The sequence below is a fragment of the Bradyrhizobium sp. genome, from assembly GCF_035273305.1.
Classification (GTDB): Bacteria; Pseudomonadota; Alphaproteobacteria; order Rhizobiales; family Xanthobacteraceae; genus Bradyrhizobium.
In genome coordinates, this window is the sequence record NZ_DATEPI010000290.1 from 1 (window position 1) to 12,134 (window position 12,134).

Below are 12,134 nucleotides of genomic sequence, written 5' to 3' on the forward strand. Positions count from 1 at the left end.
GGAGGGAAATAGCTTAAGAAAAATAGAAGGTGAGGGGATAGCTCGTTGAGCATTCGCACTGCATCATAGATTGAAGCTTCGCTCTCGGTCGCTGAGAATCGACTCGACAATCATCAGTTTTCTTTCACATAAGCGGTAAGCCCTTCCACGAGATGATCGAAGAGCAAGCGTACGCGGCGAGTTGCTTTCGCATCCTCGTGCATGACGAGCCACATCTCACGCGTGAATGTGAAACTCTTTTCCAGGACGCGAATCAGATTGGCGTCTCGGCGCGCTGTGTTCAGATGAAGTGAACCGATACCTATCCCGGCGCGCAGTGCTGCTGCCTGCATGGGTGCGCTGTCGCATCGAAAGCCGAATTGTGCACGGCTCGGTGGAGGGGCGCCACCGTCGGCGGATCGTAGAATGTACTGGTCTTTGTCGAAGCCAATGAGACGGTGGCCGCTGATGTCCGCCGGCGTTTTGGGCGTGCCGAATACCGCAACGTAGCTACGATGCGCGAACAGGCCCAGTTTCACCACTCCGATGCGGCGCGCGAGCAATGCCTGTTGACTCGGGCGGGCCATGCGAATCGCGATATCCGCATCACCACGCAAGACGTCTTCATTCCGATTGGAAAGTTTGAGCTCGAGCACGATGCTGGGATATCGTTGGCAGAAGGGACTCAAAATATCTGGCAACACCTCATGACCGATGAGTTCAGCGGCAGTGAGCCGGACGATGCCGCGCTCGTCGCGTTTCCCCCCGGATGACGCGCGCTGCAGGGCGCCGGCGGCGGCTGCCATAGCTTCGGCGTCAGAAAGAAGCTCGCGCGCCGCTTCTGTCGGCACTAGACCGCCCGGCCGGCGTGCGAACAGCCGCGCGCCGATCGCGGCCTCTAGCACTTCAATGTGCCGGCTGGCGGTGGGTTGACTGATGCCAATTCCTCGGGCGGCCTTGGAAAAGCTGCCCTCGCGAAATACCGCCAGAAAGGTGCGGTAGAGATCCCAGGAAAGGTCGATTTTATCCATTCATATATGAATAGGCAAATGGCAGCTTTATGCAATTTATTTTACTCGGGCGTTCTGATGATCTCCGGCTTGCCAACCTCATATCGAAATGGAGGCCTTGCTCATGAACCGGCAGATACCCGACACCATGACGACGGCGGCCGATGGATCGCCGATGCAATTGATCAGGATAGGCGACCGCGAGCTCGCATTCGCATGTTCCGGCCAAGGTTCGCCCACTATTGTGCTTGAGACAGGACTGGGTGCCGAGAGCGCCGAGTGGGAAACTGTCGAGCGCGGCGTGGCCAGCTTCGCTCGCGTCTTTCGTTACGACCGAGCGGGACGTGGCATGAGTGCTCCCGCGCGGACGCCACGCGACGCGCATATGATGGTCGACGAGCTTCATGAGCTGCTTCGCGCAGCCGATTTTCCAGGGCCTTATCTGCTGGTTGGCCAATCGCTCGGCGGCTTATTGATGCGAGTGTTCGCGCAAAGATATCGAGCAGAAGTTGCCGGACTCGTACTGGTCGACTCGATGCACGAGGACCAATTCGACGTGTTCGGCCCCGCCTTTCCGCCGCCCACACCATCCGACCCGCCACCCCTGGAGGGGATGCGGCAATTCTGGACGAGCGGCTGGAAAAAGCCGGAATCCACGGTTGAACGGGTTGATTTCGTCGAAGCCATCCGCCAAAGCCGCGAGGTTGGCTCTTTGGGCGATCTCCCCTTGGACATCATCACGGCAGGCACCTTCCTGCATATGCCGTTCGTCCCGCCCGACCGCCGTGACACGCTCCAAGGGCTTTGGGAAGGATTGCAGGAACGCTTCCTGCGCTTGTCTTCCCGCTCGACACAGACTTTCGTAAGAACCAGCGGCCACTTCGTTCAACGCGACGATCCTCGGGTAGTTATAGAATCGATCCGACGCGTGGTGTGCCGAAAATCCGACTAGGGATCCGCGGACGGTTAGGGGGACCCGGACGCGTCTTACGTCGGCATCGAGTGGATGACCGTTCGCTCGTTCCCGGCTCTGATCCCACACTTGGTTCGACATGTTCGACTGGTGGATCGCCGATGTGCCGCGCCACAACGTCGATCAAAATCAATGAGGCCTCAAGATGAGAAAACTCGCGCTCGGAACCGCCGTGTTGCTCGGCGTCGGAGCCAACGTGAACGGAGTATTCATGCTCGCCTTACCAGCGGATTGGTACCTCATGGTGCCGGGCGTCACCACGACCGGTCCGTTCAATCAGCATTTCGTCCGCGATATCGGCCTCGTCTTCCTCTTTATCGGAACGGCGTTTCTGATCGGCGTCGCGCGCCCACGACGTCGCCTCTTTCTTTGGGCCGCGCCCACGCTTTGGGTATGGGGGCATGCCTTATTTCATTTCTGGGAGGTCGCCGTAGGCATTTGTGGTCCGTCGGCGATCGCCCGTGACTTCCCGGCAGTCACGTTGCCCGCAATCCTCGGGACGGCCGTGACCTTCTGGGCAGCAAAGGACAGCAGCACGCCACGCAGGGAAGCCCGATTCTCAGTAGTCTGAGTTGCTGGGCGACTCAATTCTATTGTCTATTCGAATCCGCGCCGCCCCATGTCAGCGGACTTTCACGCCTCGTAGTCTCTTGCCATTGCTGTGAATTCGAGTTTTGTCGGAGCGGCTCTTCGCGTGATCGATGAACGCTCGTAGTTTTGGCATCATTTGATGGCGGCTGGGATAATAGAGAAACACACCCGGCGCCATCGGTGCGAACGGCTCCAAAACGTGCACGAGTTTGCCGGCTTTCACCAGCCCGGCAGCGATCGGCTCAGGCACTTGCGCAAGCCCCATATCTTCCGCGGCCGCGCCAAGAATGGTGGGAAAGTCGTGCGCGATTAGCGGTCCCGAGACAATTGCCTCGATCGGCTTGTTGCCGTTGATAAACGACCAAGACCCGATCGACCCGTTCGAGCGGCGAATGCATAAGCAAGCATGCTGACGCAGATCGTCGATACGCTCTGGCCGTCCTCGCCGGCGTAGATACTTGGGGCTGCCGACGACCACGAACGGGAAGGGTGGCGTGAGCCGCACCGCGACCATGTCTGCTGCAATGAACTGGCCGAGCCGGATGCCGGCGTCAAATCCTCCGGCCGCGATATCGACCAGTTCCTCGCTGGCGGCGATCTCCACTTCGACATCGGGAAAGGCTTCGCAGAAGGATGCGATCAGCGGCTCGAGCAGGATCGGCACCACGGCCCGCGGGACCGTGAGGCGCAACAGTCCGGCGGGCCGCTGCCCAAGGTCACGGGCAACGTCGCTTGCGGCGACAAGCTCCTCGAAAGCGGGCCTTGCCCGGAAGTAAAATCGTTCGCCGGCTTCGCTCAGGCCGACACTGCGCGTCGTGCGGATGAAAAGTGCTGCGCCGACGCGTGCCTCGAGTGCGCGTACGGCTTGGCTCATCGCCGACGGCGTCACCCCGAGTTCCGCCGCCGCTTTGCGAAAGCTGCGGTGCTGGGCAACGCTCAGGAAGGCCTCTATTCCATCCAGCGCGCCCTGCCTAACTGTGAAGTTCCGCTTCATAACCCGTCAACATTATCGCGAATAGTCGCTCGTTGAAAGCGGTCTTACGTTCGAGTTTGCAACTCAGGAGCATCGTCGATGTCCATCCCATACATTCGCGACTTCCTGGCAATCTCAACTGTAAAGGTGACCGGCGTGACCGGAAAAACGAGACCACTGAAATCAATCCGTAACGTCGTCTTGGCACTCACACTAGCTTTGATAGAGGCTACTTCCATGACCCATTCAACTCTTGCCCAAGCACAAGCCACCTTGCCCGCAACCACCGCCGTGATGGTCATCCTTACAGTGAAGGCGGGCGTCACACGCGAGCAAGTCATGAGCGCCATGCCAGCTGAAATACGGCAGACCGTGCAGCTCTATCTCAATGGGAAGATTCGTGAGTGGTATTCGCGTGGCGATGGTCGCGGAGTCGTCTTCTTGCTGGATACCAAGGATGTTGCCGAGGCGCAGACGATCATGGAGGGACTTCCATTGGCCAAGCAAAATCTTATGGACCACGACTACATCGCAGTTGGTCCGCTTTTGCCACTCCGCTTGCTGATGGCCAATCCTTGAGCGTGAGGTCGCGGTGCCGGTTGCGGCGGCAACGGCACGAAAGTGTTGCCGCTGACCTCCGGCAGCGCGGGTAGCGCGGACGCCGGCGCCAACGGCTCGTCAGTGGCCGCGACTATTCAGTCAGCGTGCATTTCGCGGCATTCTCGTAACGACCTAGTCGGTCGCATCGGTGCAGTCGAGCGCGAAAAAAGAGCGATGTGTAACCCGATTGGACGCCTGTTCGGTCGCGCTTGAGGGCGGGGTCGCTGATTTCACCTTGGGTCGCTTTCAGGCGGCAGGGATCGACTTCCCGGGCCGGTTCCGCGCGGGGCTGGAGTTGCCCCACTCGCAAAATGGTGAATTGCCCGGCAATCCAGATGTCGGCCCGGCCGCCTCCCGTTCGTCTTCTATCCAGAGAGATAGCTGCAGGGGAGTTCGGTATGAGCCAATCTCGTTACCGTTGGGTGATTGTCGCCGCCGGCGGCCTGTTGGGCTGCGTCGCCATTGGCGCGATGTTTTCGTTGCCGGTTTTGCTTCAGCCGATCTCGCGGGATACCGGCTGGTCGGTCACCGGGGTGTCCAGCGCAATGACCATCGGCTTCCTGGCGATGGCGTTCACGAGCATGATCTGGGGCACCTTGTCGGATCGCGTAGGTCCGCTACCGGTGGTGCTGACCGGGTCGATCGTGCTGGCATTGAGCCTCGCGCTGGCGAGCCGTGCGCCGTCGCTTGTCGCGTTTCAATTCATCTTCGGACTGATGGTCGGCGGCGCGGCCGCCGCGATCTTTGCGCCGATGATGGCTACCGTCACCGGCTGGTTCGACACCCATCGCAGCCTTGCCGTCTCGCTGGTTTCGGCTGGCATGGGGATGGCCCCCATGACCATGGCTCCGCTGGCCGCAAGACTCGTCTCGACTTATGACTGGAGAACCTCGCTCCAAATCCTCGCGGTCGTCGTCGCCGCGCTCATGATCCCGGCAGCGTTGTTCGTTCGGCGCGCACCGGCGCTGGCGAGCCAAACCGCCAGCGCTGTTGCTGACGGAGCATCGGCAGAGACGATGTCGCTGGCCCAGGCGCTGCGCTCGCCGCAGTTCATCATCCTGCTGCTGACGAACTTCTTCTGTTGCGCCACGCATTCCGGCCCGATTATCCACACCGTCAGCTATGCGATCAGCTGTGGAATACCCCTGATCTCAGCCGTGACGATCTATAGCGTCGAAGGGTTGGCCGGGATGGGCGGCCGTATTGGCTTCGGCCTGCTCGGTGACCGTTTTGGCGCCCGGCGCGTGCTCGTCTCGGGCCTCTTCCTTCAGGCGTTCGGCGCACTTGCCTACGTCTTTGTGCGCGAGCTTGCCGCTTTCTATGCCGTGGCCGCAGTGTTCGGCTTCATCTATGCCGGCACAATGCCGCTCTATGCTTCACTGGCGCGCGAAAATTTTCCGCTCAGGATGATGGGCACGGTGATCGGGGGAACGGCCATGGCTGGCAGCCTTGGCATGGCAACCGGGCCATTGGCCGGAGGTTTGATCTACGACACCTTCGCAAGCTATTCCTGGCTCTACATCGGCTCGTGGGGGATGGGACTTGGCGCGTTCCTGATCGCACTGACCTTTCGGCCATTTGCAAAGGTGAAGCTCCAGCCTGAGCCCGCGCCGTTGCCATCATGAAAGGCCATCATGCTAGCGAAGGTCGCGCAGCGAGGCGCATCGATAGCTGCTGCTGCGCAATTGAAGCTGAGGAGCGTGATATCGCGAAATTGCTTTGCCGGCTATCGCGAGCGCCGTTTCGGCCGCCGGACTGCTCTTACCTTGCCGCTGCTTCCACCTCCGCAGAAGAACTGATCGCCGCCATCAGACTCAAGGCCGGACACGCCAAGACCTTCTGGCATATCGACCCTGTCCAGCACCTTTCCGCTTCCAGGATCTATCCGCGTCAAACCGCTCTCGTCACCTTCCCAGTTGCCGTGCCAGAGTTCTCCGTCGATCCAGCTTACGCCGGTGACGAAGCGGTTGGACTGAATGGTGCGAACGATCGTCCCTGTTTGCGGATCGACCTGGTGGATTTTCCGTTCACGATACTGCCCAACCCAGAGCGACCCTTCGGCCCATGCGAGCCCTGAGTCACCTCCGCCGCCGGGCGCCGGGATGGTGGCGAGCACGCGGCCGGTGTTGGGATCGATCTTCTGGATGCGATTTTCGGCGATCTGAAATAGGTGCTGGCCATCGAAAGCGGTGCCCGCATGCGCGGCGACATCAATCGAGCGCAGCACCTTGCCACTGGCTGGATCGAGCGCGCTCAGTTTGTCTCCGGTGGCAAACCAGATTTGCTTGCCATCAAACGTGACCCCATTCACGCGGTCGACACCGGGGAAGGGGCCATATTCACGAATAACTTCCGCCGCTGCTCTGGACATGCTTGCCTCCTGCACCACGATCGCTTTCGCCGAGAGGCAGCGCAACATTTCGCGCAGCAATCATGCTCGACCAATCTAGTCACTCGGCAGCGGAGCGGGGAGTAACAATGTCGTCGTGAATCCCGGCACAGGCGGCGTCATCCAGCGACGCGCTCGCGCGCGGCCAAACCATTGCACCTTGCCTGCCGCCGCGAGCTCGTCGAGCGCCCGCTGCACGGTGCGCTGGCTTGCGCCGAGCGCCAGCGCCAGCGCCGAACTCGACCAGGACTCGCCGTCAGCAAGCAAAGCCAGCACCCCCGCGTGCTCATCTTCCACCGGCCGCGCCAACACGACGACCTCGCGTCCGTGGCGCGGGACCAGCGCAAAGCCTTGGCTCGTCGCGCTCACGCCCGCCAGCGTTCCAAGCATCGCGCGAAGCCGTCCCATTTCGACCCGCAATCGGGCGCGATGCGATTCATCGGCGGCCTTGCCTCGGAATGCGCGTGCCACGAGCGTGCCCCTCGATACGTCCGCGGGCCAGGCTTCGGCCAGCGCGCGGGCGAGCGCGAACAACACCGGACGCCTTGCAAGCGAAACCACCGTGCGCGCGTCACGGACGGCATAACGGGACTGGTCCACGACAACCGCGTTTGAGGCCAGGAGCGCTTCGATCTCCTCGGGCAAGAGCAATCGCTCCTTGCCACCGGCGATCAGGCGCGCTGCGGGTGTGTTCAATATGAGTAGGGCGCTTTCGACTTCCGCCGTCAGTGCAGGAATGCCCGCGTCCCGTGCGGCGCGCCCGGCGCGAGCGAGCGCAGCCCGTGCGGTCTTTGTCTGCAGCCGTCGCATCGCGATTCCGGCGACCACCAGTTCGTGCGCGGCTTTGGTGGCGGGTGGAAAGGGCGCGGGATCGATTTCGACAAGCGTACGCTCGGCCTCATCGAGACGGCCGATCAAAAGCAGGCGGCGGAGCTCGAGATATCGCGCATGCGCGGCGTTCACCCGGTCGCCATGCGCTTCGAGTATCGCTCGCGCTCCCTCGAGCGCCTTTGCAGACCAGCCGAGGTCTCGCGACACGAACGCGATCTCGGCCTCTGCCACGATGCATCTGGCGCGGGCCACGGCTTCTTTCGGACTGAATGCGCGCGCCGCATTTCGCAGCAGAGCCTTGGCTCTAACGAGATCGCCGAGCTGGGCCATTGCGATGCCTCGGAGGGCGAGCGCAGGCGCGTCGTCGCGCAGGGCGACGCGGTTCAGCGCGCCGAGCGGATCACCCGCGGCGAGCGCGCGCGCTGCGGCCGTGATTAGTGAGTCCATCTGAATCCCGACACACTTGTCACTCTCACCATTCGAAATCAGGTCCTAATCTATCACACGACGACAGAACAATGGTCGTAACGAGAGGCCACTCTGATGGTTGACTGGACGATGCTTTCCCCGACGTTCCTCACAGCCGTGATCGAGTGGGCTGGAGCCGTCGTGACCGTGTTTGCCGTCGGCTCTGGCCACTCGGCGACTAACAACGAGCGATGAGCAGCGAACGGAATAGGACTTCAGCTTGCGGGGCGGGAATTGCCCAAAATAGGAGGTTTCAAAAGCCATGACTACATCGAGAGAGAACGGACGGAAGGACGGACAGGCTGCCATGCACACACCGCCGATCGTGTCGGCGCAGGCGTGGGAGGCGGCTCGCCAGCAATTGCTCGTGAAGGAAAAGGCCCACACCCGCGCTCGTGACGCGCTGGCGGCTGAGCGACGGCGGATGCCGTGGGTTGCCGTGGAAAAGGCGTATGTGTTCGACGGACCCAAAGGCAAAGCGAACCTGCTCGACCTGTTCGAGGGCCGCCGTCAGCTGATTGTCTACCGCGCCTTCTTCGAGCCCGGCGTGCACGGCTGGCCGGAGCACGCCTGTATTGGCTGCTCCCTGGGCGCCGACCAGGTGGCCCATCTCGCCCACCTGAACGCGCGTGGGACTACGCTTGCGTATGCCTCGCGCGCGCCACAGGCCGACATCGCCCGTCTGAAGGCGAGGATGGGCTGGGAAATGCCCTGGTACACAATCACGGACAGCTTCGACGCCGATTTCGGAGTAGACGAATGGCACGGCCACAACGCGTTCATCCGTGACGGCGAGCGCGTGTTCCGCACCTACTTCATCAACACCCGTGGCGACGAGGCGATGGGCACTACCTGGAGCTATCTCGACATGACGGCGCTGGGGCGTCAGGAGACATGGGAGGACTCGCCGGAGGGCTATCCTCAGACACCGACCTACAAGTGGTGGAATTGGCACGACAGTTACATCCCCGACGCGGCGCCCGACCCAAAGTGGGTCGAGGTATCGAACGCCGGCGAGGCCGCCTTTCGGAAGCGCGACGCAGGCACGAAGCCGTGAGCCAGGTTAGTTCCGGCGGATCCGGCTGCGAGATCGGCCGGAACGCCGCTGCGCTCGGAGCTGCCGCCGAAGGGCTGTGCCTTGCGGCTGCGCCCTCCTTCGCAATCATGGCGGTGCTTGTGGGAACGCTTGGTGGCGGCGCGTCAGAGATGCATTGCTCGATGATGCCTGACGCGTCGCCGCTGGGCGGAATGGTCCCGATGTACTTGCTGATGAGCGCCTTCCATGCGGGACCCTGGTTGAAGCTGATCTCGCGGCGGCGAGCTCATCACCGCCGAGTGTAATCCGGCGTTCGTCGGATGATTTAGCGATGTAGCGGCGATGAGCGCAGTCGCGCGCGTGGCATTCCCTGCGCCGTCTGAATTTCAGAAACTCGCGCATCGCGCGGCGAAATCGCGGAAGTGTGTGACGTCGCGCTGCGACTGCGTCGGCTGCCTCATCCCTGCCTAGCGGGGTCAAGACGAGCGAAGCTGTCTTCTTATCCCCCCTCGTTGTGTGGAGGGAAAGCACATCGTAAGCGAAGCGCACGGTGTGCAGGGTGGGGAAAGCCTCGTGTGCGAGATAGAAACCCCACCCGGCGCTTCGCGCCACCCTCCCCATAAAAGAAGGGGAGGGATAAGAAACCTAGAAGTGGCGGGCGTCGGAAGTGTGTGCGACGAACATTCAGCCATGCTCGGCGAACGCTAGCGTCCAGCATTTCAGACGCTGCGACTATAGAGCCGGGAAGCGGGAAAATCGATTGCGTGCCGGCACGCAATTCTCATAGTAGCCCGATAACCCGTCACTCCTGCCAAATTAATATCGGCAGCTAACGAAAGAAATCCCAATGGCACGCGTGCGATGCATCACTGAAATGGGCATGGGCGTCGATGTCCATGGCCGGGACGCCACCAAGGCAGCCAGGCGCGCGGTATCGGACGCCATTCGCCACAGCAGCGTCGGGTTTTTTCGTATGCTCGGCAAGACGGCCAACGACATGTTCGTCGACGTCACGATCGGCGTCCCGGACCCGGGCGGTGTCGACACGTCGGCGGTCGCGATCGAGCTACCCTATGGGACGGTAACTGTGACTGCGGTGAAAGGCGGGCTTGAGATTCCCGCCGAAAGCGGTGGCGACGCCATTATCATTGCGAATGCCGCAGTTGTCGTGAGTCTCGATGACGGCAAAACGGGCTAGAGATCGATCGGAATGACGGCGCAGATGCGCGTTGGAAAGGGCCACTTGATGGGAGCTATTACGATCTACGGCATCAAGAACTGCGATACCATGAAAAAGGCCCGAGCCTGGCTGGACAGTCACGGCGTGGCGTACAGTTTCCATGATTATAAGAGCGTGGGCATCGCGAAGGAGAAGCTCAAAAGTTGGAGCGAGGCGGTCGGCTGGGAAACGCTGCTCAACCGCGCCGGCACGACCTTCCGCAAATTGCCCGAGAGCGACAGGGAAGGCCTCAATGAGCGTAAAGCACTCGCTTTGATGCTGGCGCAGCCCTCGATGATCAAGCGGCCGGTGCTCGAGATCGGCGGCAAATTGCTGGTCGGGTTCAAGCCCGAAATTTACGCCAGCGAAGTCTCGCCATCCCGAGCCTCACACAGCGTTCGTTAGCCTAGTTGAATTCGATGACGTCGCTGGGCGATATGCGGCCGGGGGCACGATGGAAAAGATCTCGATCGATGATCGCGCGAAGTTTCGGGGTCGGCAGCGAATCGTTTCCGCGCATCAGATTCTTGATTTCAAATCCGCCATCTTCGGAAATGGTCTTGAGCGAGGCGAGCACATGGGTGACCTTGCCTGCTTCCGAAAACGGCAGCAGCATCCGCTCATAGGCGACTATGCGACCGTAGATGTCATCGATATTGGAGATCGTGTACACCGGAAGGCCGCGGGCGATGCATTCGTAGTAGACCGGCATCACGACATCTACGAGCTTGGATGGAAGATATTCGTGGAGATAGCGGCCCTTTCCGGTATGGCCATAGGCGCTCGACATCCGGGTGCCATCGCTCTGTATGGTCAGGCGTGGCGGCTGGGTGTCGTCGACCGTGTAGTAGACGAGGTCGGGAGTTTCGTCGGCCAGGCGAGCGGGCTGATATTCTTCCAGCCGAGGCAATTTCTGCTCGCGGGCATATAGCCGCAGCCACGTATTCAACAGGTCCCGCTGCTTGATCGATCTAATGATCGATGGATTGGCGCTCTCGAATTCCAAAGCTTCGATCCGTTCTGAAAATTCTTCATCATGATCGCTCTCAGCCCCAAATATTCTATGAAACTGCAAGACGGCATCGAAACACCGTTAACGAGGGCTTGCCGAGGTTCGGCTCCGGCCAACAGCGAAAATGTTCGGCAAGAGGTCAATCCTCGCCGCCAAGCAATTGGACTAACGTCGAATCTTCCGCCGTCCGCTCGGCCCCGGGTCGGCGTTTCCGGCTTGCGCAAGGCCGGCCGTTGACGGCATATTCGCGCACGGAGGCGGCGGTTCGAACACGACTTCCAAGAGGGTCGTGGGAAAGCTTGCCGGGAGCAGATAGGCCATGCGCGGATCCTCGCGGCAATGGTGGGGGAAATGTGATTGGCTGACGAGTACATTCTCGAGACTCGCGGATTAAGTAAGGAGTTCGCGGGCTTTTCTGCTGTTCGCGATGTCGATCTTCGGGTCCGCCGTGGCAGCATCCATGCGTTGATTGGTCCAAACGGGGCCGGTAAAACCACGTGCTTCAATCTACTGACCAAGTTCCTTCAGCCTTCTGCTGGTCAAATCGTTTACAGAGGCAAGGACATTACCGCTATGGCGCCGGCCGACGTGGCGCGGCTGGGCCTGGTGCGTTCGTTCCAGATCTCCGCAGTTTTTCCGCATCTCACCGCACTCGAAAATGTCCGGGTCGCCCTGCAGCGGCAGCACGGGCACTCGTTCGATTTCTGGCGTTCCAAATCGGTGCTGGATCGCTTCAATGGCCGCGCGCTCGAACTGCTCGACGATGTCGGCTTGAGCGAGTTCGCCAAGACGCCTGCGGTCGAGATGCCCTACGGGGGCAAACGCGCTCTCGAGATTGCGACGACATTGGCGCTCGATCCGGAAATGATGCTGCTCGACGAGCCGATGGCCGGCATGGGACATGAAGACATCGAGCGGATCGCCGCGCTGATCAAGCGCATCTCGGCGAAATACACGATCCTGATGGTCGAGCACAATCTGAACGTCGTGGCGAACCTTTCCGACATCATCACCGTGTTGACGCGTGGTCACGTGCTTGCCGAAGGCAATTAT

General features: G+C 61.0%; 14 protein-coding genes. 9 read left to right on the forward strand and 5 right to left on the reverse strand.

The features are described from left to right. Positions 1-113: 113 nt before the first annotated feature. Positions 114-1,010, reverse strand: coding sequence for a LysR family transcriptional regulator (locus VJV58_RS19025; RefSeq protein ID WP_324138915.1), 897 nt, complete (start codon positions 1,008-1,010; stop codon positions 114-116). Positions 1,011-1,113: 103 nt separating this feature from the next. On the opposite strand from VJV58_RS19025, the gene VJV58_RS19030 reads away from it, so the two are divergent. Together VJV58_RS19030 and VJV58_RS19035 are read left to right on the forward strand one after the other, a co-directional pair. Continuing rightward, positions 1,114-1,941 carry an alpha/beta hydrolase gene (locus tag VJV58_RS19030; RefSeq protein ID WP_324138916.1) on the forward strand — a complete coding sequence of 276 codons (828 nt, stop codon included), beginning with the start codon at positions 1,114-1,116 and terminating at the stop codon, positions 1,939-1,941. 166 nt (positions 1,942-2,107) lie between these two features. Next, entirely contained in the window at positions 2,108-2,533 is a 426-nt protein-coding gene (locus VJV58_RS19035) for a hypothetical protein (RefSeq protein WP_324138917.1), read from the forward strand. 51 nt (positions 2,534-2,584) lie between these two features. Here the strand turns inward: VJV58_RS19035 and VJV58_RS19040 are convergent, their stop codons facing one another. Then, the gene (locus tag VJV58_RS19040; RefSeq protein WP_324138918.1) at positions 2,585-3,547 is read right to left on the reverse strand and encodes a LysR family transcriptional regulator; all 963 of its coding nucleotides are present in this window, start codon (positions 3,545-3,547) and stop codon (positions 2,585-2,587) included. 78 nt (positions 3,548-3,625) lie between these two features. Here VJV58_RS19040 and VJV58_RS19045 point away from each other — a divergent pair, with 78 nt between their 5' ends. Then, positions 3,626-4,105: a hypothetical protein gene (locus VJV58_RS19045; RefSeq protein WP_324138919.1), complete on the forward strand. Its 480-nt coding sequence runs from the start codon at positions 3,626-3,628 to the stop codon at positions 4,103-4,105. A gap of 419 nt (positions 4,106-4,524) precedes the next feature. Beyond that, entirely contained in the window at positions 4,525-5,751 is a 1,227-nt protein-coding gene (locus tag VJV58_RS19050; RefSeq protein WP_324138920.1) for an MFS transporter, read from the forward strand. A gap of 101 nt (positions 5,752-5,852) precedes the next feature. On the opposite strand, the gene VJV58_RS19055 is transcribed toward VJV58_RS19050, so the two are convergent. Continuing rightward, entirely contained in the window at positions 5,853-6,497 is a 645-nt protein-coding gene (locus VJV58_RS19055) for a glutamine cyclotransferase (protein WP_324138921.1), read from the reverse strand. 75 nt (positions 6,498-6,572) lie between these two features. Next, on the reverse strand, positions 6,573-7,793 hold the full coding sequence (locus VJV58_RS19060; protein WP_324138922.1) for a helix-turn-helix domain-containing protein: 1,221 nt from the start codon (positions 7,791-7,793) through the stop codon (positions 6,573-6,575). A gap of 283 nt (positions 7,794-8,076) precedes the next feature. Between VJV58_RS19060 and VJV58_RS19065 the strand changes: the two genes are divergently transcribed. The 4 genes from VJV58_RS19065 (at position 8,077) to VJV58_RS19080 (ending at position 10,474) form a co-directional block, all read left to right on the forward strand. Further along, positions 8,077-8,871: a DUF899 domain-containing protein gene (locus tag VJV58_RS19065; protein WP_324138923.1), complete on the forward strand. Its 795-nt coding sequence runs from the start codon at positions 8,077-8,079 to the stop codon at positions 8,869-8,871. Continuing rightward, positions 8,868-9,155 (forward strand): hypothetical protein, encoded by a 288-nt coding sequence (locus VJV58_RS19070; protein WP_324138924.1) that lies wholly within the window; start codon positions 8,868-8,870, stop codon positions 9,153-9,155. Before VJV58_RS19065 ends, VJV58_RS19070 begins: the two co-directional genes overlap by 4 nt. Positions 9,156-9,697: 542 nt before the next feature. Further along, positions 9,698-10,048, forward strand: a complete 351-nt coding sequence (locus tag VJV58_RS19075; protein ID WP_324138925.1) for a Lin0512 family protein — start codon at positions 9,698-9,700, stop codon at positions 10,046-10,048. 48 nt (positions 10,049-10,096) lie between these two features. Next, entirely contained in the window at positions 10,097-10,474 is a 378-nt protein-coding gene (locus VJV58_RS19080; protein WP_324138926.1) for an ArsC family reductase, read from the forward strand. A 1-nt stretch (position 10,475) separates the two neighbouring features. On the opposite strand, the gene VJV58_RS19085 is transcribed toward VJV58_RS19080, so the two are convergent. After that, on the reverse strand, positions 10,476-11,075 hold the full coding sequence (locus tag VJV58_RS19085) for a hypothetical protein (RefSeq protein WP_324138927.1): 600 nt from the start codon (positions 11,073-11,075) through the stop codon (positions 10,476-10,478). Between the two features lie 363 nt (positions 11,076-11,438). Here VJV58_RS19085 and VJV58_RS19090 point away from each other — a divergent pair. Beyond that, a partial coding sequence (locus tag VJV58_RS19090) for an ABC transporter ATP-binding protein (protein WP_324138928.1) occupies positions 11,439-12,134 on the forward strand: 696 nt, incomplete at its 3' end.